Source organism: Streptomyces diversicolor, from assembly GCF_057537855.1.
Genome location: NZ_BAAJXA010000052.1, coordinates 12908 through 39038, shown reverse-complemented (window position 1 = coordinate 39038; position 26131 = coordinate 12908). Strand labels below are relative to the sequence as shown.

Genomic DNA, 26131 nt, shown 5'->3' with positions numbered 1-26131 from the left:
GGGGTGCTGGGCCCGCCGGGCTGCCGCCTCGGGCGCGGGCGTGGTCGGCACGTCGGCGGGTCACACCTCGGGCGCCGCCGTCTCCGCCAGCGCACCCCGTTCCAGCCGCAGCCTGCGCCGCACCCCGATCTCGCGCAGGAACCGCTCGTCGTGGCTGACGACCACGAACGCGCCCCGGTAGGAGGCGAGCGCGCTCTCCAACTGGCCGGTGCTGACCAGGTCCAGATTGTTGGTCGGCTCGTCCAGGAGCAGCAGGTGCGGGGCCGGTTCGGCGCACAGCACGCAGGCCAGGGTGGCCCGCAGCCGCTCCCCGCCGGACAGCACCGCGGTCGGCAGATGGACACGGGCACCGCGGAACAGGAAGCGCGCGAGCAGGTTCATCCGCTCCGCGTCCGTGCGGTGCGGCGCCCACGCGGCGAAGTTCTCGGCGACGGTCCGGTCGAGGTCGAGCAGGTCCAGGCGCTGCGAGAGATGGGCGATCCGGCCGTCGGCCCGTCGGATCCGCCCGGTGGCCGTCTCCAGATCGCCGTTGATCAGCCGCAGCAGGGTGGACTTGCCCGCGCCGTTGGGCCCGGTCAGCGCGATCCGTTCGGGACCGCGGACCGTCAGGTCGATGCCGTCGCCGGCGAACAGGTCCCGCCCGCCGTGCCGGACCTGGAGGTGCTCGCCCTCGAAGACGGTGCGGCCCGCGGGGACGACCGTGTCGGGCAGGTCCAGGCTGATGCGCTGCTCGTCCCGCACGGCCCGCTCCGCCTCGTCCAGCCGGGCCCTGGCCGCGCTGACCCGGGCGGCGTGCTGCCGGCCCGCGCGGCCCGCGGACTCCTGCGCGCCGCGCTTCATGTTTCCGGCGAAGATGCGGGGCAGTCCCGCGCTGCCCAGGTTGCGCGCGGCGTTGCTCGCGCGCCGCTCGGCGCGCTCGCGGGCCTGCTGCATCTCCCGTTTCTCCCGCTTCAGTTCCCCTTCGGCATTGCGGACGTGTTTCTCGGCGACCTCACGTTCGGCCCGTACGGCCTCCTCGTACGCGGTGAAGTCACCGCCGTACAGCCGCAGTTCACCACGGTCGAGTTCGGCGATGCGCTGCATCCGGTCGAGCAGCGCGCGGTCGTGGCTGACCACGAGCAGACAGCCGGTGAAGTCGTCGAGCACGTCGTAGAGCCGGTGCCGGGCGTCGAGGTCCAGGTTGTTGGTGGGCTCGTCGAGCAGCAGCACGTCGGGGCGCCTGAGCAGCTGGGCAGCGAGACCCAGCGAGACGACCTGGCCGCCGCTGAGCGTGCCGAGGCCGCGGTCCAGGGCGAGCCCGGTGAGGCCGAGCCGGTCCAGCTGGGCCCGGGTGCGTTCCTCGATGTCCCAGTCGTCGCCGATGACCGTGAAGTGTTCCTCGCTCACGTCCCCGGACTCGACGGCGTCCAGGGCGCGGATCACGTCGGCGACGCCCAGCACCTCGGCGACCGTCGTACCGGTGGTCAGCGGAAGGCTCTGCGGGAGGTGGCCGAGTGTGCCGGAGACGGTCAAGGACCCGGAATCGGGACGCAGTTCACCGGCGATCAGGCGGAGCAGGGTGGTCTTTCCCGAGCCGTTGGGCGCGACCAGACCGGTGCGGCCGGACTCCACGGTGAAGGACAGGCCACTGAAGACCGGGGTGTCGTCGGGCCAGGAGAAGGACAGCTCGGAGCAGACGACGCGGGCGTCGGACATGAGGGAACCTCGGAGAAGAACAGGGCAGGGGCATGGCACTGCCCGGGCAGACAGGGGAAGAAGGGGACGACGACCGGGCCACGACGGCGGCGCTCCGCGGCGCCGGCCGGTGGCCGATCAGCTCCGGGTATCACCCGGAGATGTCGTCGTCACCTGCCATGTCTGGTTCCCTCCGAAACGGTCAAAGGTCCGGCCGAGTGTAGCAGCCCCGTGCGCGCGGGCGCCGCCCTCCCGGCCCGCCCGGTGCCGCTGTCCCGCGGGCCAGGGGCGCGGGCCCGAATCGGCCGCCGCGGCGCGGGCCGGGCCGCCTCGCCGGCGCGCGGCGGCCCCGCTGTCGCGCAGGGCCGTCGGCCATGGCGGGCGCGGCCGGCGGCCAGGCCCGCGCGCATCGGTGCGGCGGGCCGTTGTCACCCGCCCCGGCCGGGCGCGGGGCCAACCACGTGCGCGTGGCCCGGGCGGGGGTGTGACCCGCGCACCTGAGCGCGGCCAGGTCGACGCGGCCGGCCTGCGTCCGGAGGGAATATCCTGCGAGACACCGGTGGTTCGCACGGGCGACCACGGCGGACGGCCGGGACCCGCGCGTGGCACGAGGCGCGGGCGGGCAGCGGTGCGCCGGAGTCCCGGACGCTGAAGAAGGGTGACGTGTGATGAGCGACAACGAGCAGAAGGCCGTGCTGGCCGGTGGCTGCTTCTGGGGCATGCAGGAACTGATCCGCAGGCAGCCGGGAGTCCTGACGACGCGGGTGGGCTACAGCGGCGGCGAGGTGTCCCATCCGACGTACCGCAACCACGGAAACCACGCCGAGTCGATCGAGATCACCTTCGATCCCACGGTGACCGACTACCGCACCATCCTGGAGTACTTCTTCCAGATCCACGACCCGACCACGAAGGACCGGCAGGGCAACGACGTGGGTGCCAGCTACCGCTCCGCCATCTTCTACCTGGACGAGCAGCAGCGGCGGATCGCCGAGGACACCATCGCCGACGTCGAGGCGTCCGGTCTGTGGCCCGGCCCGGTGGTGACCGAGGTGGTGCAGGCCGGTCCGTTCTGGGAGGCCGAGCCGGAGCACCAGGACTATCTGCAGCGCTACCCCAACGGCTACACCTGCCACTTCCCGCGTCCCGACTGGCGGCTGCCCAAGCGCGCCGCGTGAGCCCGGCGGCGTCGCCCGGGCCGCCGGCCGCGGGCGACACCGCGCTACCCGGCGATCACGGCCGTGCCGGTCCGGCCGCCGTCGACGTCCACCACCGTCCCGTGCACGAACGCGGACTCGTCGGCGGCCAGCCAGACGGCGGCCCGCGCGATGTCCCGCGCGGAACCGATCGTGCCGGCCGGGGTGCCCCGCATCATGACCTCGGCCGGGTGGGACCCCGCGCCCTCGGGGGCGACGATACCGACGACGCCCGGTGAGATCGCGTTCACGCGGACACCCCGCGGCCCGAACTCCGCGGACCAGGCGCGGGTCAGGGTCTCCAGGGCGCCCTTGGTCGAACTGTAGAGGGCGCCCACGGGAACGCCGAGGCGGGCCACCCACGAGCCGAGGTTGACGATGGTCCCGCCGCCGTCGGCCGCCATCCGCGGGGCCACGTCGGCGGTCAGGAAGAACGGCGCCTTGACGTTCACCGCGTAGACCCGGTCGAAGGTCTCCTCGTCGGTCGCGGTGGTCCCGTCGCCCGGGTAGATCCCCGCGTTGTTCACCAGGATGTCGATGCGGCCGCCCAGCACCTGACGGGACCGCTCCGCCAGGGCCCGGGACGCCGCCGGGCTGCCGTCGAGGTCGGCGGCCACGAAGTCGGCACGGCCGCCGGCCGCGCGGATGCCCTCGACGACCTTCGCGCCCCGCTCCCGGCTGCGCCCGGAGACGACGACATGTGCCCCCTCGGCGGCGAACGCCTCGGCGATGGCCTGCCCGATGTTGCTGGTGGAACCCGTCACCAGCGCGGTCCTGTTCCGTAGCCGTGCACCCATGATGCCGGTCCTCTCCCTCTCGATCAGCGGATGAGGAGGCCCACTGTGCACGCAGCAAAATGGACTGGCAAGTCCAGAAAATGGATCCCGGGGGCGGTGCGGGCCGGGCGGGTCAGTCCCGGACGCGCAGCACGAGCTTGCCGCGCACCCGCTGTGTCTCGATGCGGCGGTGGGCCTCGGCCGCCGCGCTCAGCGGCAGCGTCTCGACGGCGCGGGGCCGCAGCCGGCCCGCGCTCAGGAGCATGTTGACGTGGTGCGCGGCCCCGGCGAGCTGCGTGGTGTCGGCATGGGAGATGGCGAATCCGTGCAGCGAGCGGTCCCTGACGTACAGGTCCCGCACCGGCAGGACGGGCCGGGACCGCAGGCCGGACATGACGACGATCCGTCCGCAGTCGGCGAGCAGACCCACGGCGGTCTCCAGGTCGTTCCGGCCGGAGGTGTCGACATGGACGTCGACACCCTCGGGCGCGGCCTGGCGGATCAGGGCGCCGGTGTCCGCACGGTGGTAGTCGATCACCTGCTCGGCACCCAGGGAGCGGACGTAGGCCGCGTCACGGTCGGCGGCGACGCCGATGACCCGGGCGCCCGCGTGCGCGGCCATCGTGACGAGCGCGCTTCCCACATTGCCCGCGGCGCCGAGCACGGCGACGGTCTCGCCGCACCGCAGCCGCCCGTGGGTGAACAGGGCGAGGTGCGCCGTGGCCGCCGCGTGGACCAGCGCGACGGCCTCGATCGGGTCCGCGCCCCGCGGCAGTCGGTAGAGCCGGTCGGCGGGCACGACCGCCCGCTCCGCGGCGGCGCCCTGCCGGCCCGCGTGCCCGAGGCTGTTGCACCAGACCCGGTCCCCGGGCTGGAAGCCGTGTGTCGCGGGCCCGGCGGCGGCCACGGTGCCCACGAGGTCACGGCCGATGACGAACGGGAAGGGCAGGGCAGTGGCGTACGCCCCCGAGCGGACGAGGGCGTCGACGGGGTTGACCGCGCTGGCCTCGACGTCCACGAGCACGTCGTGGGGGCCGGGTGCGGGCGACGGCAGTTCGCCGTGGCGGATGGCCTCCGGTGGGCCGAGTCCGGTGATGTAGGCGGCACGCATGGACACCGACTGTGGCACGCGAAGGCCGCCTGGGCCGCCGGGCGCGCGCGAAGCGGCGGCCCGGTACGCCGGAACGGCACTGCCGCCCGGCCCGGGTGTCGGGCCCGCGTGTGCGGCCCGTGTGCCTGGCCTGGGTGTCGGGCTGGGGTGCCTGGTCTGGGTGTCGGGCCTGCGTGTCTGGCCCGTGTGCCTGGCCCGGGCGTCCGGCCTGCGTGTCTGGCCCGTGTGCCTGGCCCGGGCGTCCGGCCCGCGTGCCCGGCCCTCGTGCCCAGCCCGCGTGTCCGGCCCGGATGCCCGGCTTGGGTGTCCGGGCCGCCCCGAAGTGCCTGCCGCGGCCCCGACGGTCGCCGCAGGCGCGCGGGGCAGCCGGCCGCGGGGGCCGGCCGGGCGGGACTGGGCTGAGGCCCGGCGGGGAAAGAGGAGTCCGAACACGGGGCGCCCCTGTTCGGCCGACGGGAGGCCGCGGGGGCACGACTTGGGGGAGGAGCGCCGCGATGGGCTGGGGTATGCGTGCGGACGAGGCGGACCGGCAGGCGCTGGACCGGGCGTTCGAGGCGGCCGAGCGGCATGGTCTGGGTGAGCACGTCACCACCCAGAACCTGGGCAGCCGGATCCGCGGACTGGGGTGTGTGTCGGCCATGGTCGCGCTCGTGCTGCTGCCGCCGGGCATCGGACTGCTGTCGGGCTCCGGCGGAGCGACGACGAAGGTGGTCGCCGCGCTCCTGGTCGTCCTGGGCATCGTCCTGCCCGTCGCCGCCATCCGGATCGAGGGCCGGCTCACCCACCGGGACACGCGGCTGCATGTCTTCGACGGCGGTCTCGTCGTCACCGGGCACGACCGCACCGTGCCGTGCGCCTGGCCGGACCTGCGGATCGAGGAACGCACGGAACACGGCACCTACGGCAGCGCCGGACACGGTTTCACCGCGCACTGGCTCCATCTGTCCGCGCACGGCGTCTTCTTGTGCCGACTGAACGCGAACAACCCCGCCGCCCGGCACATCCCCCGCTCCGCCTCGGACGCGGGGCTGTCCTAGCCGGGTCCTGGCCGTGCCGTACCCGACCCGGCACGGCAACCGGGTTTCATCCGGCGGCCGTTCACGGTGACGTTCCGCGGAGGCCCCGCCGGGCTGGGCACCCCGAAGGGCGAGGGCTCTTTCGGCCGCCTACTTACTCCGTAGCTTCCCCAGCGGGGCCGGGTCGTCCTCCAGTGCGCCGGCCGCCGCCTTCCAGGCGGTGTCCCCGGGGTAGAGGGCGCTGCGCAGGAAGGCCCAGCTGAGCCGCTGGATCAGCGCGACCCGCGCCGGGTTCTCGTCCGTCGTCTCGGCGACCTCGTACCCCGGGACGCCACCGAGCGAGTGCTCCGCGCCGAACAACGTGAGCAGGCTCTTGCCGCCCGGGCTGTGGGTGTAGGCGTCGGTGAACCAGTCCGGCCCGCGAGTGGACAGGTGTGACTGGTCGTGGTCCCCGGCGACGATGAGGGCCGGGGCGGTCATGGTGTCGAAGGACGGCTTCATGAAGGGGAAGTTCTCGGCGGCGAACGGGGTCAGGGCGTCGCCCAGGCCGGGAGGGGCGAGCAGCACACCCGCCGTGACCCGGGCGTCGGACATGTCCTCGCCGGGAACGCCGTCGGAGCCGAGGACACGCGCGCCCAGCAGCGTGCTCGCCGTCTGGGCTCCCCAGGAGTGGCCGGCCACGGCGACACGGGCGCGATCCAGACGGCCGTCGAGGCCCGGCACGGACGCGTCCAGAACGTCGAGGCCGTCCAGCACGCGCTTGAGGTCGTCGACACGCATGCGCCAGATCCGCGGTGTGCGGGGGTCCTCGGCGGGGATGCCGAGCGTGCGGGAGTCGAGGTGGGTGGGCTGCACGACCACGAAGCCGTGGGCGGCCCAGAAGTCGGTGAGCGGCGCGTAGCCGTCCATCGACCAGCCGAAGCCGTGCGAGAAGACGATGACGGGCCGATCGCCGCCGGTCGCGGGGGCGGACACGCGGACCTGGAGGTCCGTGCCGCGGCCCGGGGCGGGCAGGACGACCGGCTTCGCGGACATCACCAGGGTGGGCGCGTCCGCACCCTGCTGTGGGTTCGCGGTGTTCGAGTCGGACATGGGCGTGCCTTCCGTTGAGTCTCTTCCCCCGTGGGTCAGTGCTCCGGCGCCATGAGCAGAAGCGGTGCAAGGGCGGCGGCTGAAGCGACGGCAGAATCGGAACCTCGTTCCAGAAACAATACGGAGCGACGTTCCGATTTGTCAAGCGTCGCGGAAAGGGTGTTCGGCTTCGAGGTCGGCCGGTCGTCGCGGGAATGCGGCGGTAGCCCTGGCGGGCGCTCAGACCGCTTCGCACACCCAAGAGTTCACGGCTCATTAGGGTCCAAGGGCTTGGAGGACGGCTGGCCGGCTCCCATCATCATTGTCATGACCCTGTCGCTCTGGCATGAGTGACAGCTTCTGGGAGGAGTGGAATGCACCGCAGACTCGCCACCGGCCTCGCCGCATCGGCGCTCGCCCTGATCACCGTCGCCGCCACCGCCAGTGCGGCCGACGCGGCCCCCGCCGACAAGCCCCAGGTGCTCGCGAGCTGGACGCAGACCAGCGCGTCGAGCTACAACCAGTGGGTTGCGGCCCGTGCGAATCAGGCGGCCTGGTCCGCGTACGGGTTCGACTGGTCCACCGACTACTGCTCGTCCTCCCCGGACAACCCCTTCGGCTTCCCCTTCGCCACGTCCTGCGCCCGGCATGACTTCGGCTACCGCAACTACAAGGCGGCCGGCACGTTCGACACCAACAAGTCCCGTCTGGACAGCGCCTTCTACGAGGATCTCAAGCGCGTCTGCGCCGGCTACGGCGGCGCGACCAAGACCGCCTGCGACAGCACGGCGTGGACCTACTACCAGGCCGTCAAGGTCTTCGGCTGAGTGACCGGCCGGCCGGGGCGGGGCGTTCCGCACCCGTCCGGCCGGTCTGCCCGGCCCCCTTCGCGACTCGTCGTTTCCCACCGGGACGGCGCGTGCCGTCGTGTTCGGCCGCGCAGGCCGGGAACCGGCCGCAGATGAAGTGGCCTGCCGCACAGGCGAGTTCAAGGGCGGTGCGTGGCCATGCCGCGCCGGACCCCGACCCGCCTGCCCGGGTCCTCGCCCCGGTACGCACCGGCGTGACCGCCGCTTGCGCCCGGATGTGGAGGGGGCGCGGGGCGCGGGGCGAGGCATGAGCGGGGCGGAACCACAGGCGAACGTGCCGCGCCATGACGGGAGTTCGTCGTCCATGGCCCGTTCCCGGCGCGGCCGGTCGCGCCACCCGACCGGATCGGGCACAGGATGTCGGGTCGGGCCGGGCGCCTGCCGCCTAGTGTGGCGATCACTGACAAGGAAGGTGATCGGGCGTGCTGGACCGGCTCAATGAGGCCATGGACGACATCGAGGGCCATCTCGACCAGCCGGTCGACGTGGCCCGGCTGGCGCGGATCGCGGCCACCTCGGAGTACCACCTGCGCCGGATGTTCTCCGCGCTCGCGGGCATGCCGTTGTCGGAGTACGTCCGGCGCCGGCGGCTGACGGTCGCGGGCGCCGAGGTGCTTGCCGGGCGCGCGCCGCTCCTGGAGATCGCGGTGCGCTACGGCTATGGCTCGGGCGAGGCGTTCGCCCGGGCGTTCCGTGCCATGCACGGCATCGGTCCGGGCGAGGCCCGACGCACCGGTGCCGCGCTCGTCTCCCAGCCCCGGTTGGCCTTCCGTCTCACTGTCGAAGGGAGTACGAGCATGCGCTACCGCGTCGTGGACCGGCCGGACTTCACCGTCGTCGGCCTCAAGGCCCGGGTACCGCTGGTGCACGCGGGGCCGAACCGGGCGATCATCGACTTCGTCCGCGGCATCGCGCCGGGCACACTGGAGAGCCTGGAGAAGCTGTCGGACCAGGAGCCGCAGGGCATTGTCGCCGTCTGCGACGGCCTCGACCCGAGCCGCGCCGAGGGCACCGAACTCGACTATTACCAAGGGGTGGTGACGTCCTCGGCCACCCCCGTCCCGGAGGGTGCGACCGCCCTCCCGGTGCCGGCCGGCACCTGGGCGGTCTTCACCGTCTCCGGTCCGGCGCCCGAGGCCGTGCAGTACCTGTGGCGGGACGTGTTCACACAATGGTTCCCGGCGAACCCTTACCGCAGCCGCCCGGGGCCGGAGATCCTGCGCACACGCCTGTCCGCCAACGGGGCCGAGGCCGACGCGGAGTTGTGGCTTCCGGTGGAACGGGAGGTGTGAACCCGGTCGCCGGCGCACCAGGCCGCCGGCAGACCCGGCCGCCGGCCCGCCCGCACCGCCGACCGCACTCCGATGAGGTGGTTGCGGACATGTCAAACAGCGCCTACGGTTTACGCGCGTCAACCAGCCCTACCAGCACAGCAGTCGAAGCTCCCCGTTCCCCGGAACCCAGCAGAGGAGATCTTCATGGACACGCGACGAACCCCCGGCCGGGCCCTCGACCGGCGCGCCCTGCTGCGCGGCGCGGCGGGCATGACCGCGGCGGCGGGCATCGCGACGGTCGCCGGCCTCGGCGCGGCGGCCCGTGCCTCGGCCTACGGCTGGAGCCGCACCCTCCAACAGGGCATGTCCGGCGCCGACGTGACGGAACTGCAGATCCGCGTCGGCGGCTGGGCCGCCACCGGCGCCCAGCAGACGTACATCGCCTGGGACGGGGCGTTCGGCTCCGCGACCGACGGCGCGGTCAGACGCTTCCAGTCCGCCTACGGCCTGAGTGCCGACGGCGTCGTCGGACCGCAGACCCAGAGCGTGCTCAACGCTCTGGAGAGCGCCGACGGCTCCACGGCCCACTTCGAATGGAGCGAGTTCCAGTCCAAGGACGGCGCCGGCTTCAACAACGGCAAGGTGGGCGCCGCGCAGGTCAAAGAGAACGTGCGGCGGCTGATGTACAAGCTGGAAGCGGTGCGCAAGAAGGCCGGGAACAGCGCCATCACCATCAACTCCGGCTTCCGCAGCGTCGCGCACAACGCCTCCGTGGGCGGCGCGTCCAACAGCATGCACGTGTACGGCGTCGCCGCCGACATCGTCGTCACGGGCCACACCACGCTCCAGGTGTACCGGATCGCCGAGACCTGCGGATTCTCCGGCCTGGAGGCGTACACCCACTCCTGGCAGCACGTCGACAGCCGGGTCCAGTACCCCTCGTACGGCTCGGGGTCGTGGTGGTGGGAGAGCGGCGTGGTGTGACACCCGCCCGCCGGCGCCGGCCCGCCCCTCCACGGGGCGGGCCGGCGCCGTTTGCGTTGCCGCTCGCAAAGGCGCCGGGCCCTTGATCGCCGGTTCCGGCCGGGCGTGAACAGCCCGCCATCCGGGTGATCTACGCCCCGCCCCCCGCGGCCCGGGTCGCCAGGAAACACAAGGTTGGCGCGGGATGCCGGGCCGTCGTGGGCCGCGGGCTAAGTGGCAGCCCGACGGTGGCCGACCGAAACTGGCAGAGCGGTTCGTGATCAGGAAAGTGCGCAGGCAAACGTCCTCCAGGAGGTCGATGGTGGAGCAGTCCGCCGACGTCTACATATCCGGGCCGGACGAAGCACCCGCAGCCGGGGGCACCGGCGCGAGCCCGGCGAGTACCGAAACCGAGCGAGGACTCGCCGAAGTCCTCGCCGACGTACTGAAAGCGGAACGCGTCGCAGTCGACGGTCACTTCTTCGCCGACCTGGGCGCCAACTCGCTGGTCATGGCACAGTTCTGCGCACGGCTCAGAAAGCGCACGGACCTGCCGTCCCCGTCCATGAAGGACATTTACCGCAGCCTGACGATCCGGAGCCTCGCGGCGGCGCTGGCGCAGACCGCGCCCGACCCGGCCGGAGCATCCGGGCCGGCCGCCCCGGCACCGACGGCGTCCGCGGACCCGCCGGTCGCTCCGGCCGCGCCCCCCAGGGCGCGACACGTCCTGTGCGGCACCGCCCAACTCCTCATCTTCCTCGGCTACTCGTTCGTCGCCGGACTCGTCACCGCCCGGGGCTTCGAGTGGGTCGCGGCCGGCTCCGGCCTCGCCGACGTCTATCTGCGGTCGCTGCTCTTCGGCGGCGCCGGCTTCACGGGAATGTGTGTGTTCCCGGTCGTCGCCAAATGGCTGCTCGTCGGCCGCTGGAAGCCCGCGGAGTTCCCCGTCTGGGGTCTTGCCTATCTGCGGCTCTGGCTCGTCAAGGTCCTGCTGCACGCCAACCCGATGGTCCTGTTCATCGGCAACCCGCTGTACGTGCTCTATCTGCGGGCGCTCGGCGCGCGCGTCGGCAAGGGCGTCACGATCCTCTCGCACTCCGTCCCGGTGTGCACCGATCTGCTGACGATCGGCGACGGCGCGGTGATCCGCAAGGACGCCTACCTCCAGTGCTACCGGGCGCACGCCGGACGCATCCAGACCGGCCGGGTCACCCTCGGCCGTGACGCCTTCGTCGGCGAGAAGACCGTGCTGGACATCGACACCTCGGTGGGCGACGGGGCGCAGCTCGGTCACGCCTCCGCCCTCTACCGCGGCCAGCGCATCCCGGACGGCGCACGCTGGCACGGCTCCCCGGCCCAGCCCACCGAGACCGACTACCTGCGCGTCCCGCCGGCCCCGTGCGGCGCACTGCGCCGGGCCTGGTTCGGCATCGGCGCCCTGCTCCAGTTGTACTTCTTCTACCTGCCGGTGTTCATGGGCGGCACCTACCTGCTGTTCACCGGTGTGCCGGCGATCGGCGACCGGCTGACGACGGACACCACCGGGCTCTCCTCGGCGGCCCTGTTCACCGACGCGCTGGTGCTGTCCCTCGTCCTGTTCTTCGGCCTCACGGCGGTCGGCCTGGTGGTGCTCTACGCCGTGCCCCGGCTGCTGAACCTGCTCATCGAGCCCGGCCGGGTCTACCCGCTCTACGGATTCCACTACGTGGTGCACCGGGCGATCGCCCGCATGACGAACGTCAAGTTCTTCGCCTGGCTCTTCGGCGACAGCTCCTACGTCGTGCACTATCTGCGCGGGATCGGATACAACCTCAACCGGGTGGAGCAGACCGGCTCGAACTTCGGCTCCGAGTTCCAGCACGAGACGCCGTTCCTCGTCTCCATCGGCAGCGGCACGATGGTGGCCGACGGGCTGTCCGTGCTGAACGCCGAATACTCAAGCACCTCCTTCCGAGTGGCGAAGGCGTCCATCGGGCCGCGCAACTTCCTCGGCAACAACATCGCCTACCCCGCCGGCGGCCGGACGGGCGAGAACTGCCTGCTCGCGACGAAGGTGATGGTCCCCCTCGACGGCGAGATACGCGAGGGCGTGGGCCTGCTCGGCTCCCCGTGCTTCGAGATCCCCCGGTCGGTGGAACGGGACACCCGGTTCGACCACTTGAGGACCGGCGAGACCCAACGGCGCCTGCTCGCCGCGAAGAACCGCCACAACCTCGGCACGATGGCACTGATGACGGGCGTCCGCTGGCTGCACGCCTACCTGCTCACGGTCATCGGCCTTGCCGCCGTCGACCTGTACGGCGCGGTCGGACACGTGGTGATCGCCGGATACCTGGCCGTCAGCCTCGCCCTCACCACGCTGCACTACGTCCTCGCGGAGCGCGTCATCACCCGGTTCCGCCCGCTGCAACCGCGCCTGTGCTCCATCTACGACCCGTACTTCTGGTGGCACGAACGCCTGTGGAAGGTGCCGGACCAGTACCTCGAAATCTTCAACGGGACGCCCTTCAAGACCCTGGTGTGGCGGATGCTCGGCGTCCGCGTGGGCCGCGCGGTCTTCGACGACGGCTGCTTCATCACGGAGCGGACGCTCGCCGCCATCGGCGACGGCTGCACCCTGAACGCGGGGACCAAGATCCAGTGCCACTCGCAGGAGGACGGCACCTTCAAGTCCGACCGCTCGACGCTCGGCGACGGCTGCACGCTCGGCGTCTCCGCCCATGTGCACTACGGCGTGACCATGGGCGACGGCGCGGTCCTGGCGCCCGACTCGTTCCTCATGAAGGGCGAGGAAGTCCCCGCCCACGCGCAGTGGGGCGGGAACCCCGCCGCCGATCTGCCGGTCGCCCCCGAGCCCCCCTTGGGCCCCGGCGCGCCGACGGCGGCCCGGACAACGGCAATGTCGCCGGTCAACGGCGCCACCGCGACGGTGAGTTGAGGAAGGTCATTCGATGGGAGCGCACGTGGAAACGGACCGGGAGTACTGGAGCCGTGTGCTGAGCGCTGGCGGCTGCACCGCCGTGCCGCGCTGGGTCGGCGAGCCCGTGGCGGGAGTGGCCGCGTACGAGACGGCGGCACCGGACGACCTGGCGGCGCAGGTCCGCGCGCTGGCACGCGAACTGGACGTGCCGCTGAGCGCGGTGCTGCTCGCCGCGCACGCCAAGGTGCTCGCCGCCCTCTCCGCCGAGCAGGACGTGGTGACCGGCTATGTCGCCGGTCCGCGGGCCGCGCCGCTGCCGTGCCGGCTGACCGTCGCGCCCACCTCGTGGCGCGCCCTGGTGGCCGCCGCGCAGCACGCCGAGTCCGAACTGCTGACCCACCGGGAGTTCCCGGTCGACGAGCTGTGGCGACAGATGCGGGTGGCCGGGCCGTCGTACGAGGTCGTGTTCGACCCGGCAGGGACCGACGGCGGCCTGGTGGACGACGCCGTGCTGTGGCTCGGCTGGTCCGAGCGGGGCGGCCGGCTGGTACTGCGGCTGCGCTACCGCACCCAGGCGCTCGACGCCGGGTACGCGTCCCGGATCGGCGGCTACCACCTGGCCGCGCTGCGCCTGATGGTGGCCGACGCGAACGCCGGGCACGCCGAGCAGAGCCTGGTGTCGGCCGACGAGGTGCACCAGCAACTCGAAGGACTGGCCGGGCCCGACCGGGTGCTGCCGCAGGCGCGGGCGCACGAACTGTTCGAGCGGCGCGCGCGAGCCCATCCGGACGCGGTCGCGGCGGTGTGCGGCGACCGGTCCTGGACGTACGGCGAACTGAACGCCCGCGCGAACCGGTTGGCGCGGGCACTGCTTGCCCGCGGGCTGACCCGCGAGGGCGTGGTCGCCGTGGTCACCGAGCGCAACCTCGACTGGCTGGCCTCGGTGCTGGCGGTGTTCAAGGCCGGCGGCGTCTATCTGCCGATCGAACCGCACTTCCCCGCGGGACGCATCCTGGCAACGTTGTCGCGTGCCGGATGCCGGCTGGTGCTGACCGAGTCCGGCAGCACCGACACCCTGGACCAGGCCCTCACCGGCCTCCCGGACACGCAGAAGGTGCTGATCGAGGCGGCGTACCAGGAGGGACACGCCGACGGCGACGTCGGGGTGCCCGTCTCGCCCGGCCAACTGGCCTACATCTACTTCACCTCCGGCTCCACCGGCGAGCCGAAGGGCGCGATGTGCGAGCACGCGGGCATGCTCAACCACCTCTACGCCAAGATCGACGACCTGGGGATCACCGAGGGACGCGTGGTCGCCCAGACCGCCCCCCAGTGCTTCGACATCTCGCTGTGGCAACTGGTGTCGGCGCTGCTGGTCGGCGGCCGGACGCTGCTGGTGGGCCAGGACGTCGTCGTGGACGTGGAACGGTTCCTCGACACGCTCGTCGCGGGCCGGGTCGGCGTGGTGCAGGTCGTGCCCTCCTATCTGGAGGTCGTGGTCTCCTACCTGGAGCAGCACCCCCGCGAACTGCCGGACCTGCGCTGTGTGTCGGTGACCGGCGAGGCGCTGAAGCGGGAGCTGGTCCAGCGCTGGTTCGCCTGCCTGCCGCGTATCAAGCTGGTCAACGCCTACGGGCTCACCGAGACCTCCGACGACACCAACCACGAGATCATGGGCAAGGTGCCCGAGCGGGTGCTGCTCGGCCGCGCGATCAACAACGTGCGGGTCTACGTCGTCGACGAGCAGCTGTCCCTGGTGCCGCTGGGCGCCCCGGGCCTGATCGCGTTCTCCGGCGTCTGCGTGGGGCGCGGCTACGTCAACGACCCCGAGCGGACCGCCGAGGCGTACCGCGAGGACCCGTACCGGCCGGGCGAGCGGCTCTACCTGGCCGGGGACTGGGGCCGCTGGCACCCCGGCGGAAAACTGGAGTTCCTGGGCCGCCGGGACAGCCAGGTCAAGATCCGCGGCTTCCGCATCGAGATCGGCGAGATCGAGAACACCCTGCTGCGGGTCGACGGGGTGCGCGACGGCGCGGTCGTCGTCGCCGAACGCGCCGGCCACAGCAAGCATCTGATCGCCTTCTACACGGGCCGGCATCTGCCCACGGACGAACTGCGCGAGGCGCTGGCCGCCCACCTGCCTGCCTACATGGTCCCCTCGGCCTTCCACTGGCAGGACGCCCTCCCGCTGACCGCCAACGGCAAGATCGACAGGAAGGCGCTGACCGCGCTGGCCGAACGGACGGCGCCGCCCGCCGAGGAGGACACCGCACCGCCGCGCGACCGCGCCCCGCTCACCCCGACCGAGCGCAAACTGGCGGGCGCCTGGGCGGAACTGCTCGGCGTACCCGAGTCGCAGATCGGCCGCCGGGACCACTTCTTCGACTCAGGCGGCACCTCCCTGACGGCCGTGAAACTCACCATCGCCCTGGACCGCGCCCTCTCCCTGAAGGACATCACCCGGCACCCGGTGCTCGCGGACCTCGCGGCGCTGCTCGACGGCAGCGCCCGGCAGTCCGCCGAACTCCTCCAGCCGCTGACGGAGCCGGGCGGCACCGCGGCGTGCGCCCTGATCTGCTTCCCGTACGCGGGCGGCAACGCGGTCAACTACCGGCCGCTGGCGAGCACGCTCGCGGACACCGGATGCGCGGTGTACGCCGTGGAGTTGCCCGGCCACGACCTCGCCGCCCCCGACGAGCCGTTCGCGCCGCTCGCCCGGGTGGCCGAGCGGGTGGCCGCCGAGATCACCGCGCGCGGCCTGGACCGGGTCATGCTGTGGGGCCACTCCTCGGGCGCCGCGGCGGCCCTGGCCACGGCCAGGCTGCTTGAGGACCAAGGGGTGCGGGTCGCGCGGGTCTTCCTCGCGGCGCAACTGCCCGGCACCCCCGCCGAACGGCGCGCCGCCGCCCGCGAACTGACGGGACGCAGCGACGCCGAGATCGCCGCGCGGCTCGCCGAGGACAGCGGCTACCCCGAACTCGCCGAGCTGAACGCCCGGCACGCCGAACGCGTCGGCGCCGCCTACCGGCACGACTGCGTGAGCGCGCACCACTACCTCGCCGACGCCCTCGAAGCGCCGCCCGCCGAGAAGCTGACCGCGCCGGTGACCGTGGTCATGGCCGCCGACGACCCGAGCACGGCCGGCGGCCCCGACCGCCACCGGGCCTGGCAGCAGCTCGCCGAACGGGTGGAGCCGCACCAACTCGCCGACGGCGGCCACTACTTCCTGCGGACCCGCCCGGCCGAAGCGGCCCGGGCCGTGCTCGGTGCCACCGCACCACTGGCCTCTTCCTGAGCCCTCCACCGCCCCCACCTGGGCAACCGAAAGGAAACCGAGATGACGTCCTCCCCTCAGGCACCACCGCTCGACGTGGAGCTGGCGCCGGACCGTCCCCCGCTGCTGCACGTCGACCCGGCCGGCGACGCCCCGAGTTGGGCGGCCGAGCACCGCGACGCGCTGCGCGCGCAGGTCGCCGAGCACGGCGCGCTGCTCGTGCGCGGCCTCGGACCGCGCACACCGGAGCAGGTCGGCGCCGTCTTCACGGGCCTGGCCGGCGGTCTCATGACCGAGCGGGAGGCATTCGCCCCCCGGGAGACATACAGCCCGGGCCTGTACTCCTCGTCCACCTGGCCCGCCAACCAGCCGATGTGCATGCACCACGAGCTGAGCTACACGCTGGAGGTCCCCGGCCTGATGCTCTTCGCCTGCCTGATACCCCCGGCCGACGGCGGGGCGACCGCGGTGGCCGACGCGGAACAGGTGCTCCAGGCGCTGCCCACGGCGCTCAGCGAACGCTTCGAACGCGAGGGCTGGCTGCTCACCCGCAGCTACAACGACGAGATCGGCGCCTCCCTCGCGGAGTCCTTCGGCACCGAGGACCGCGCCGCCGTCGAACGCTACTGCCGCGCCCACGCCGTCGACTTCACCTGGCAGCCCGACGGCTCCCTGCACACCCGGCAGCTGCGCAGCGCCGTGGTCCGCCACCCGGTCACCGGACGGCGCTGCTGGTTCAACCAGATCGCCTTCCTCAACGAGTGGACGCTCGCACCCGAGGTGCGCGAGTACCTGGTGGACGAGTACGGCGCCGACGGACTGCCGTTCAACACCCGCTACGGCGACGGCAGCCCCATCGGCGAGGACGTCGTCCAGCAGCTCAACACCGCCTACGAAAGGCTCACCCGGCGCGAGCCCTGGCAGGCCGGCGACGTACTGCTCGTCGACAACATACGCACCGCGCACAGCAGGGAGCCGTACACCGGCGAACGCCAGGTGCTGGTCTCCATGGCCGAGCCCCGGCGGCTGGCCGACTGCGTCCCGACCCCGGAGGCGAGCACGCGATGACGAACGTCCTGTCCCCCGCCACCCGGCCGGCCACCGCCGACGCGGCGCCGGTGCCGAGCTTCGCGGTGATCTCCGGAGCGCAGGTGCAGCAGGCCCTCGCCGGGCGCGAGCGGGAGATCGTGGAACTGGTCGAGGCCACCTACCGGTTGCACGGCGCCGGGAACACGGTCAACCCGCCGTCCTACTTCCTGCGCTTCCCGGACCGCCCCTCGGCGCGCATCATCGCGCTGCCGGCCTCGGTCGGCGGGCCCGCGCAGGTCGACGGCCTGAAGTGGATCTCCAGCTTCCCGGAGAACGTGACGTCGGGGCTGCCCCGGGCCTCCGCGGTCCTCATCCTCAACGACCACGCCACCGGCTACCCGTTCGCCTGCCTGGAGAGCTCCATCATCAGCGCGACCAGGACGGCGGCATCGGCCGCGCTGGCGGCCGACTGGCTCAGCCGCAACCGGCCCCGCCCCACCCGCATCGGGTTCTTCGGCACCGGGCTGATCGCCCGTTACATCCACACCTTCCTCGCGGGCACCGGCTGGACGTTCGAGACGATCGGCGTGCACGACGTGTCCGCCGACAGCACCGCCGGGTTCTGCGGCTATCTGCGCAGCTCCGGTGCGACCGCCGAGGTCACCGTGCACGACAGTGCCGAGGACCTGATCCGCTCCAGCGACCTGGTGGTCTTCGCCACCGTGGCCGGCACCCCGCACGTCAGCGACCAGGGACTGTTCGCGCACCACCCGCTCGTCCTGCATGTCTCCCTGCGCGACCTCGCCCCGGAGATCCTGCTCGGCGCCGCGAACTTCGTCGACGACGTGGAGCACTGCCTGAAGGCGGACACCTCCCCGCACCTGGCCGAACAGCTCACCGGCAACCGTGACTTCCTGAACGGCACCCTCGACGACGTCATGTGCAAGCGGGTGCTCCCGCCGGCCGACCGCACGGTGATCTTCTCGCCGTTCGGACTCGGCGTCCTCGACCTCGCCGTCGGCAAGTACGTCTACGACGAAGCAGCCCGGGCGGGTGATCTCCGCCTCATCGACGACTTCTTCCACGACCTGCGCCGGTACGGCTGACGCCCTGTCCCTCAGCCCTGGCACCAGGAGGCCCACCGTGCCCGTCATAACAGCTCCCCACGCCTTCAACGAAGGCCAGCTCTACGTCGATCTGCAGCCGACACTCGGGCGTTCCCTCTACCTGAAGTGCGAGGGCTTCAACTTCGCGGGCTCGATCAAGTTGAAGGCCGCGGTGGAGATGGTGGAGGCCGCCGAGCGCGACGGAGTCCTGATGCCGGACTCGACCCTGGTCGAGTCCTCGTCGGGAAACCTCGGCGTGGCGCTCAGCATCATCGCCGCCAGCAAGGGTTACCGGTTCCTGTGCGTGACGGACTCCCGCTGCAACCTCTCCACCCGGCTCCTGATGGAGGCGCTGGGCAGCGAGGTGCACGTCATCGCCGACACCGACGCCAACGGCGGCTTCCTCGGCGCCCGGATCGACTACGTCCGGGCGCTGTGCGCCTCCGACGAGCGGTACGTGTGGCTCAGCCAGTACACCAACCCGGGCAACTGGCGGGCGCACTACCACCGCACGGGGCCGGAGATAGCCCGTCAGTTCCCGCGTCTTGACGTGCTGTTCGTCGGCGCCGGCACCACCGGAACGCTGATGGGCTGCGCCCGCTACTTCCGCCACTGGCACCGGCCGGTGCGGATCGTCGCGGTGGACAGCGCGGGCTCGGTGGCCTTCGGCGGCAAGCCCGGCCGCCGGATGATCCCCGGCCTGGGCATGAGCATGCGTCCGCCGCTGCTCGACGAGTCCCTTGTGGACGAGGTCATCTGGGTGGAGGAGGCGGACACCATCCGCATGTGCCACCGGCTGGCCAGACGCGGGTTCCTGTTCGGCGGCTCCACCGGCACGGTGGTCAGCGGCGCGACGGACTGGCTGGACGCGCACGGCACGTCGGACCTGACCGCGGTGGCCATCGCCCCGGACCTCGGCGAGCGCTACCTGGACACCATCTACCAGACCAACTGGCTCCAGGACCTGTACGGCGACCAGATACTCGACGCCGAGCAGGTGCCTGCGGGCCCGCGGCGCACCAAGCCGCTCCCCCCCACCCCGGAGCGGCGCCAGCGGCCGTGACCGGCGCCGGTCCCCTCGACCGGGCCGCGTCTCACCAGGCCGCCGACCACCGGCGGGCTCCGCCCCGCCGGTGTGGTGTGCCGTCGTTCGTCTGCGGGCGCGTGGTGGCTGGTCGCGCAGTTCCCCGCGCCCCCTTCGGGGCGCGGCCGAACCGCGCGACAACTGCGCGTCCGTCGCCGGTGGGGCCGGAACGCGTGTGTGGCGCGTACCTGTTGGGGTGCGCGCCACACTTGTGGGGAGTGCGGTGGGGCCGCTACTTGATGCGGACCACCTGCGGGTCGTGGTCGCTGGTCTGGTCGGAGAACTCGGCGTTGATGTGGACGACCTCGTAGTCCGGCTTCTTGATGGCGGGCGAGACCAGGATGTGGTCCAGGGTCTGCGAGTTGCCGTCGTACACGTAGCTGTAACGCTCGTTCACCGGCAGCGTGTTGATCAGGTCCTCCAGGACCCCGCCGGCGGTCAGCGTGGCCAGCGGCTTGGAGAACTGGTAGTCGTTCATGTCACCGAGGACGACGATCTTCGCCTTCTTGTCCTTGGCGAGCAGATCGCGCACGAAGGTGTTGACCTCCGTCGCCTGGGCGACGCGCTGGGTCTCGGAGCCGAGCACCGGCGGCTGGACGGCACCGTGCACCGGCTGGTCGCCGCCCTTGGAGTTGAAGTGGTTGCCGATCACGAAGATCTGCTCACCGCGGAAGACGAACTCGCCGACCAGCGGCTTGCGGCTGCTCTTCCAGGCACCGGAGGCGGGGTTGATCCTGCCCGGCGAGGCGGAGAGCCTGACGCCCTTCTTGCCGTCGCCGACCGCCTCGACGGCGGTGGTGGAGTCGCCGCCCGGCCGGTCGACGAAGGTGACCCGCTTCGGGTTGAACAGGAACACGTTGCGGATGTTGCCGCCCGGCTCGCCGCCGTCCTGGTCGTTGACGGGGTCGACGGAGCGCCAGTCGTACGCCGGGCCGCCGGCCGCCTTGATGGCGTCGATGAACTGGGCCATCGTCTTGTCGGCCGTGACCGTGCCGTCGTCCTTGGGACCGTTGTTGTCCTGGATCTCCTCCAGGCTCACGATGTCCGGGGAGGCCAGGTTCTTGACGACGCCCTCGGCGAGCCGGTCGAACTTGCTCTGCGGGTCCGTCGGGTCCAGGTTCTCGACGTTGTACGTGGCGACGGACAGCTCGTTCGACTTGCCCTTCTTCGCCACGTCCGGGGTGAGGCCGCCGGAGGTGACCGTGCCGACCTGCGTCGCCTGGACGTTGTAGCCGCCGTAGCTGGAGTAGTCCACGGGGCCCGCGGTGGTGCCGGTGAGCGTGTCGCCGACGTTCGCGTGCAGCTTGTCACCGGTCAGCGGGGTGATCAGCAGACGGCCCGAGTTCGGGCTGTCGTAGCCCTTGTAGATGGTGCCGCCGCGCGGGGTCGGGTTCTGCCGGGGCTTGGTGGTGATCCACGTCTCGTTGTACGCGTTGGAGGCGCCCACCACCCGGGAGTCGCCGATCTGCACCAGCATGCCCTCGCGGGACTCCAGCCAGTCCAGCGCGTAGGTGCCGGGCTTCAGCTCCAGGGAGTCGATGCGGCCGCCGTCGGCCTGCGGCGCGTACGCGTCGGGCAGCGTCTGCGCGTCGATGACCTCGGCCGCCGGCAGCTTGTTGCCGGTGGAGAGCACGGCCGCGGTCGGGCCGGTCAGTTCGGTGACGGACTGCGCGCCGCCGCTCTGGCCGCCGGGGTAGTACTCGCTCACCTTGCCGGACACCAGCACCGAGTCGCCGACCTTGACGAGCGGGGTGGCCGAGCCCGTGAAGACGAAGATGCCCTCGCTGGTGGCGGGGTTCTGGTCCGGCTCGGGGTCCTGGATCCAGTAGCCCTTCGAGCCGGTGCTGCGCACACCGGTCACCACGCCGGGCACGTTGGTGACGGTCTTGCCGTTGTGCGGCGAGATCCGGGTCGTGCCCTGGATGTCGTGGATGCGCAGCGGGCCCGGGGTGGTGTCCGTGGGCGTCGGGGTGGGCGTCGGCGACGGGTCGCCGCTGCCGCCGGTGCCGGCCGCGTTGCGGGGGCTCGGGGTGCCGCCGGTGAAGTCGGCCGCGTTGTCGTCCGTGTCGGCGAGCGAGGCGGCCCGCGCGACGGAGGTGGTGTTGCCCGCGCCGGTGGCGGGGCTGCCCTCACGGACCACGGCGGTGCCGAAGCCGACCAGGTCCTTCACGGTGCCGTCGGCCGTGCAGTCCGCGGCGGTCAGGCAGGTGAGCGCGGTGGTCGAGTGGACCAGTGCGACGGTGCCGCTGGTCGCCGACATGGCGATGGTCCCGGTGGCGTCCGGCGTCGGCAGGGCGGTGTCGCCCGCCGAGCCCTTGGCCTCCTGGACCAGGTAGTTGCCGCCCGCGGGGATGGCCCCGTTCAGCGGCGTGACCTGCCACTTGGTGCTGGCGGTGGGCGATCCGCTGAGGTACTGAACGGACCAGCCGCTCAGGTCGAACGGCGCGCCACCGGCGTTGCCCAGCTCGATGAAGTCGTTGGTGAGGGACGCCCCGGAGTTGCCACCGCCGCCGTAGACCTCGGAGATGACGGCGTCGGGCGAGGGGGCCGCCTGGGCGGTCAGGGGAAGGGCGATCAGCGATCCGGCGATGCCGAGGGGAAGGGCGATGAGGCCGGCCTTGGCGCCTCTGCCGCGCAGGCTCAGCGGTATGTGTGCAGACACGTGGGCTCTTTCGTGCGGGAGTCGGGACGACGCGACTGAACCGTGGGAGGTGGCGGAAGGCTTGTGCGTCGGCTGGAAAGATACGCGCGTAGATAGCGGGTAACAAGGTGTTGTGCGGCTCAAGTACCGAGCGTTTCCCCAACCGTTCACCGGATGTAACGTGCGTGCCCTCCGCGTCGCCTTCGCGACACGTTCGTACCGGAACGGGGCCGTTCATGCCGGTCGCGGACCGTGCGCCGGGTGGGGCCGGGCGGCGCTCAGGTGCCGTAGACCGGGGCCGGAGCGGGCGCGTCGGCGAGCAGTCCGCGCACCGCGGCACCGACCTCCGCCGGGTGCCACCGCCGGTCGCGGACCGCCCGTGGGCCGTGCCGCCAGCCGTCGGCGACCCCGATCGTCCCGCCCTCGGCCTCGAAGACACGCCCCGTCACATCGCCCGAGTCCGCCGACGCCAGCCACACCACAAGAGGGGAGACATTGCCGGGGTGCATGGCGTCGAAGCCGGAGTCCGGCGCGCGCATCCGGTCCGCGAAGGCCGCGACCGACTCGGTCATCGGGGTACGGGCCGAGGGCGCGATGGCGTTGACGGTCACCCCGTACCGGGCCGTCTCGGCGGCCGCGATCACGGTGAGCGCGGCGATGCCCGCCTTCGCGGCGCCGTAGTTGCCCTGGCCGACGCTGCCCATCAGACCCGCGCCGGACGAGGTGTTGACGATCCGCGCGGCGACCGGCCGGCCCTGCTTGCTCCGCTCGCGCCAGTACGCCACCGCATGCCGCAGCGGTGCCGCATGACCCTTGAGGTCCACCTTCAGCACCACGTCCCAGTCCGCCTCGGACATGGACACCAGCATCCGGTCACGGTTGACGCCCGCGTTGTTCACCAGCGCGTCCAGCGTGCCGAAGGCGGCGACGGCCCGCCCCACCAGCGACCTCGCGTACGCCCAGTCGCTGACGTCGCCCAGGTCGGCGACGGCCGTTCCGCCGCCCGCCACGATCTCCTCGGCCACCCCGTGCGCCGCCTCGCCGAGGTCGTTGACGACGACCCGGGCGCCCTCGGCGGCCAGTGCCAGCGCGTGCTCGCGGCCCAGACCCCGGCCGGCTCCGGTGACGACGACCACCCGGTCCTGACAGATTCCGCTCACCCGTGCATCCCTTCGCCGAGATCCGTCCCGCTCCCGTGCCCGCCCGGCGCGGTCAACTCCAGTCGGCAGGCGACGAGTTCGCGGTGGTACGCAGGGCCGCCCCAGTCGGCGGCCAGCGCCCAGGCACGCTTCGCGTACAGATGGAGCGGGTACTGCGTGGTGTAGCCGATGGCCCCGTGGCACTGGAGCGCCGTACGGGCCGCGAGCCGTGCCGCGTCCGAGGCGAGGACCTTGGCCATCGAGGTGCGCACCGCGGCCTCGGCGTCGCCGGCCGCCTGCGCCCAGCCGGCCGCGAGCACCGCGGGACGGGCGAAGCGCAGCGCGACCTCCACGTCCGCCAGCGCGTGCTTGACCGCCTGGAACGAGCCCACCGGCACCCCGAACTGACGGCGCTCGCGGACATGGGCCACGGTCAGTTCGAGCATCCGCGCACCGAGCCCGACCAGCAGCGCGGAGGTGGCCAGCGCCCCGCGCCGGAACGCGGCGGCCCGCGCCTTCGGCCCCTCGGCCAGCAGCAGACCGCCGCCGGCCGGCACCGACACCCGGGCCGACGCACGCGAGCCGTCCACCGAGGCGACCGGCTCGGCGCGCACCTCGCCGCGCTCGTACAGCCGCAGCCCGTCGCCCACGGGCACCACGACCAGCGCGGCGCGGGCGGCGAACGGCACCGGGGCGCCCTCCTGACGGGCCACGGCGACCAGGGACGATCCGGCCAGCACGGCGGCGAGCTGCGGCGCGTCGGCCGCGGCGAGCAGCGGGGCGCCGACGGCCACGGTCTCGGCCGCGGGCACCGGCGGCCCGGCCCGGCCGAGCGTTTCCATCAGCGGCGCGAGCGCGTTCTCGTCGAGGCCGAGACCGCCCGCCGGCTCGGGGACCAGAGCGGCCGGCATGCCGACCCCCGCGAGGGTCCGCCACAGGGCGTCCACCTGTGCGACGCGGCCACCGGGCCAGCCGGCCCTGATCAGCTCGGGCCCGCACCGCTTGGCCAGGACCTCGCCGACCGCCCCGGCCAGTACCGCGTCCCGTTCCGCCACGGCGAAGCGCATCGGCTCCGGTCACCTCCTGGGCAGTCCGAGCAGCCGCTCGGCGACGATGGTGCGCTGGATCTCGTTGGTCCCGGCGTAGATCGGACCGGCCAGCGAGAACAGGAAGCCCCGGCTCCAGGGGCCGTCCGCCTCGGCCTCGGGACCCAGCAGGTCCATGGCCGTCTCGTGCAGCCGGATGTCCAGTTCCGACCAGTACAGCTTGTTCAGGCTCGACTCCGCGCCCGCCTGCCGCCCCTCGACGGCCGAGGTGACCTGCTCCAGGGTGAACAGCCGGTACGCCTCCGCCTCCATCCAGGACTGCGCCACCCGGTCCCGGTGCGGGCCCGGGCCGCCGGGCCGGGCCCTGGCCAGCTCCAGCAGCCGCCGGGCCGCGTCGAGATAGCGGCCGGGGGAGCGCAGCGTCAGCCCGCGCTCCGCACCGGTGGTGGCCATGGCGACCGACCAGCCCTGCCCGACACCGCCGAGCACATCGGCGTCGGGGACGAAGACGCCGTCCAGGAACACCTCGGCGAAACCCTCGTCGCCGTCGAGGCGTTCGAAGCCCCGTACGGTGACACCGGGCGCGTCCAAAGGGACGAGGAAGTAGGTCAGCCCACGATGCCGCTCGGCCCGGGGATCGGTGCGGAACAGACCGAACAGATGGGTGCAGAACGCCCCTCGGGTGGTCCATGTCTTCTGGCCCGTGAGCCGCCACCCGCCCGCCGCGGCGTCGCGGACCGCCCGGCTGCGCAGCCCGGCCAGATCGCTGCCGGCGTCCGGCTCCGACCACCCCTGCGCCCACAGGTCACGGGCGGCGGCCATCCGCGGCAGGATCCGCCGCCGCTGCTCGGGCGTGCCGAACTCGAACAGGGCCGGGGCGAGCAGGAAGATGCCGTTCTGGGTGACCCGGGAGGGCGCCCCGGCCCGGTAGTACTCCTCCTCGAAGATCAGCCACTGCCACACCGAGGCATCCCGGCCGCCGTACCGCGCGGGCCAGGACACCACCGCCCAGCGGGCCTCGAACAGCGCGCGTTCCCACTCCAGATGGGCGGCGAACCCCTCGCGGGTGTCACCGGAGGGCAGCGGCTCGCGCGGCACGTGAGCGGCGAGCCAGGCGCGCGCCTCGGCGCGGAACGCCTCCTCCTCGGCACTCCAGGTCAGGTCCATGCTCACGCCTCCCCGTCCCGGCCGCGGCCGAAGGTGTCCCGGACCCGGCGTGCGGCGCCGCTGAGCCCCAACTCGAAGGTGAAACCCTGCTCATAGCGGTAGCTGCGCCGGACGTCCCACAGGTCGATGCCGTTCAGGGCCTCCTTGGCGGCGCGGATCACCACCGGGTCCTTGGCGGCGATCTCGGCCGCGACCTCAAGCGCCCGCTCCCGCAGCCGCGTCTTCGGTACGACGTCCAGCACCGAACCGAACGCGTGCAGTTCGGCGGCCGTCGCGGTGGCGCAGGTGTACATCATGGCCCTGGCCCGGTGCGCCGGCACCAGCCGGGACAGATGGGTGGCGGCGCCGAGCGCTCCCCGGTCCACCTCGGGCAGCCCGAAGTAGGCGTCCTGCGCAGCCACCACGACGTCCGCGTTGCCCACCAGGCCGATGCCGCCGCCCAGGCAGAAGCCGTGTACCGCCGCGACGACCGGGACCGCGCAGTCGTAGACCGCGGCGAACGCGGCGAAGCAGCCCCGGTTCACCCCGATCAGCGCGCTCTCGCCCGGGTCGGCCTGGAGTTGTCTGATGTCGACCCCGGCGTTGAAGCCGCGGCCCTCGGCGCGCAGCACCACGACCCGCACCCCAGGGTCGTCGCCGAGCCGGTCCAGCTCCCGGGCCAGCCGGTACCAGCCCGCCGTCGGCAGGGCGTTGACCGGCGGCCGGTCGACGACCAGCTCGGCGATGCCGCGGCCGTCGACGGCGGCCCTGACGATGTCCGTACCCATGCGTCCTC

Annotated in this window: 19 protein-coding genes; 10 read left to right on the top strand and 9 right to left on the bottom strand. The window is 72.7% G+C overall.

Going from position 1 to position 26131, the window contains the following annotated elements; genetic code table 11:
* Nucleotides 1-60: 60 nt before the first annotated feature.
* Nucleotides 61-1695, bottom strand: coding sequence for an ABC-F family ATP-binding cassette domain-containing protein (locus tag AC27LF_RS39370; RefSeq protein WP_479661125.1), 1635 nt, complete (start codon nucleotides 1693-1695; stop codon nucleotides 61-63).
* A 647-nt stretch (nucleotides 1696-2342) separates the two neighbouring features.
* Here AC27LF_RS39370 and msrA point away from each other — a divergent pair.
* Complete coding sequence (gene msrA, locus AC27LF_RS39365) at nucleotides 2343-2852, top strand: peptide-methionine (S)-S-oxide reductase MsrA (protein WP_479661124.1); 510 nt, start codon at nucleotides 2343-2345, stop codon at nucleotides 2850-2852.
* 44 nt (nucleotides 2853-2896) lie between these two features.
* Here msrA and AC27LF_RS39360 read toward each other — a convergent pair whose 3' ends face one another.
* Together AC27LF_RS39360 and AC27LF_RS39355 are read right to left on the bottom strand one after the other, a co-directional pair.
* Nucleotides 2897-3667: an SDR family NAD(P)-dependent oxidoreductase gene (locus AC27LF_RS39360; RefSeq protein WP_479661123.1), complete on the bottom strand. Its 771-nt coding sequence runs from the start codon at nucleotides 3665-3667 to the stop codon at nucleotides 2897-2899.
* Between the two features lie 112 nt (nucleotides 3668-3779).
* A complete protein-coding gene (locus AC27LF_RS39355) occupies nucleotides 3780-4757 on the bottom strand; it encodes an NADPH:quinone reductase (RefSeq protein ID WP_479661122.1) in 978 nt (325 codons plus the stop codon).
* A gap of 494 nt (nucleotides 4758-5251) precedes the next feature.
* Here AC27LF_RS39355 and AC27LF_RS39350 point away from each other — a divergent pair, with 494 nt between their 5' ends.
* Nucleotides 5252-5794, top strand: a complete 543-nt coding sequence (locus AC27LF_RS39350) for a hypothetical protein (protein ID WP_479661121.1) — start codon at nucleotides 5252-5254, stop codon at nucleotides 5792-5794.
* Nucleotides 5795-5923: 129 nt separating this feature from the next.
* Here the strand turns inward: AC27LF_RS39350 and AC27LF_RS39345 are convergent, their stop codons facing one another.
* On the bottom strand, nucleotides 5924-6865 hold the full coding sequence (locus tag AC27LF_RS39345; RefSeq protein WP_479661120.1) for an alpha/beta hydrolase family protein: 942 nt from the start codon (nucleotides 6863-6865) through the stop codon (nucleotides 5924-5926).
* A gap of 353 nt (nucleotides 6866-7218) precedes the next feature.
* Here AC27LF_RS39345 and AC27LF_RS39340 point away from each other — a divergent pair, with 353 nt between their 5' ends.
* The 8 genes from AC27LF_RS39340 to sbnA all read left to right on the top strand — a co-directional run bounded on the left by AC27LF_RS39340 (nucleotide 7219) and on the right by sbnA (nucleotide 19342).
* Complete coding sequence (locus tag AC27LF_RS39340) at nucleotides 7219-7671, top strand: phospholipase (RefSeq protein WP_479661119.1); 453 nt, start codon at nucleotides 7219-7221, stop codon at nucleotides 7669-7671.
* 464 nt (nucleotides 7672-8135) lie between these two features.
* Complete coding sequence (locus AC27LF_RS39335) at nucleotides 8136-9005, top strand: AraC family transcriptional regulator (RefSeq protein ID WP_479661118.1); 870 nt, start codon at nucleotides 8136-8138, stop codon at nucleotides 9003-9005.
* A 186-nt stretch (nucleotides 9006-9191) separates the two neighbouring features.
* On the top strand, nucleotides 9192-9971 hold the full coding sequence (locus AC27LF_RS39330) for a D-Ala-D-Ala carboxypeptidase family metallohydrolase (RefSeq protein ID WP_479661117.1): 780 nt from the start codon (nucleotides 9192-9194) through the stop codon (nucleotides 9969-9971).
* A 298-nt stretch (nucleotides 9972-10269) separates the two neighbouring features.
* The gene (locus tag AC27LF_RS39325) at nucleotides 10270-12888 is read left to right on the top strand and encodes a Pls/PosA family non-ribosomal peptide synthetase (protein ID WP_479661116.1); all 2619 of its coding nucleotides are present in this window, start codon (nucleotides 10270-10272) and stop codon (nucleotides 12886-12888) included.
* A 13-nt stretch (nucleotides 12889-12901) separates the two neighbouring features.
* Nucleotides 12902-16165, top strand: coding sequence for a non-ribosomal peptide synthetase (locus AC27LF_RS39320; protein WP_479661115.1), 3264 nt, complete (start codon nucleotides 12902-12904; stop codon nucleotides 16163-16165).
* Nucleotides 16166-16207: 42 nt separating this feature from the next.
* On the top strand, nucleotides 16208-17212 hold the full coding sequence (locus AC27LF_RS39315; protein WP_479661114.1) for a TauD/TfdA family dioxygenase: 1005 nt from the start codon (nucleotides 16208-16210) through the stop codon (nucleotides 17210-17212).
* The gene (gene sbnB, locus AC27LF_RS39310; RefSeq protein ID WP_479661113.1) at nucleotides 17209-18279 is read left to right on the top strand and encodes a 2,3-diaminopropionate biosynthesis protein SbnB; all 1071 of its coding nucleotides are present in this window, start codon (nucleotides 17209-17211) and stop codon (nucleotides 18277-18279) included. Before AC27LF_RS39315 ends, sbnB begins: the two co-directional genes overlap by 4 nt.
* Nucleotides 18280-18316: 37 nt before the next feature.
* Nucleotides 18317-19342, top strand: coding sequence for a 2,3-diaminopropionate biosynthesis protein SbnA (sbnA, locus tag AC27LF_RS39305; protein ID WP_479661112.1), 1026 nt, complete (start codon nucleotides 18317-18319; stop codon nucleotides 19340-19342).
* Between the two features lie 253 nt (nucleotides 19343-19595).
* Here the strand turns inward: sbnA and AC27LF_RS39300 are convergent, their stop codons facing one another.
* From AC27LF_RS39300 to AC27LF_RS39280, 5 genes are all read right to left on the bottom strand, one after another.
* Entirely contained in the window at nucleotides 19596-22025 is a 2430-nt protein-coding gene (locus tag AC27LF_RS39300) for a lamin tail domain-containing protein (protein WP_479661111.1), read from the bottom strand.
* A gap of 257 nt (nucleotides 22026-22282) precedes the next feature.
* Entirely contained in the window at nucleotides 22283-23164 is an 882-nt protein-coding gene (locus AC27LF_RS39295) for an SDR family oxidoreductase (RefSeq protein ID WP_479661110.1), read from the bottom strand.
* The gene (locus AC27LF_RS39290; RefSeq protein ID WP_479661109.1) at nucleotides 23161-24210 is read right to left on the bottom strand and encodes an acyl-CoA dehydrogenase family protein; all 1050 of its coding nucleotides are present in this window, start codon (nucleotides 24208-24210) and stop codon (nucleotides 23161-23163) included. Before AC27LF_RS39290 ends, AC27LF_RS39295 begins: the two co-directional genes overlap by 4 nt.
* 9 nt (nucleotides 24211-24219) lie before the next feature.
* Entirely contained in the window at nucleotides 24220-25356 is a 1137-nt protein-coding gene (locus AC27LF_RS39285) for an acyl-CoA dehydrogenase family protein (RefSeq protein WP_479661108.1), read from the bottom strand.
* Nucleotides 25357-25358: 2 nt separating this feature from the next.
* Nucleotides 25359-26123 carry an enoyl-CoA hydratase family protein gene (locus AC27LF_RS39280; RefSeq protein WP_479661107.1) on the bottom strand — a complete coding sequence of 255 codons (765 nt, stop codon included), beginning with the start codon at nucleotides 26121-26123 and terminating at the stop codon, nucleotides 25359-25361.
* Between the last annotated feature and the right edge of the window lie 8 nt (nucleotides 26124-26131).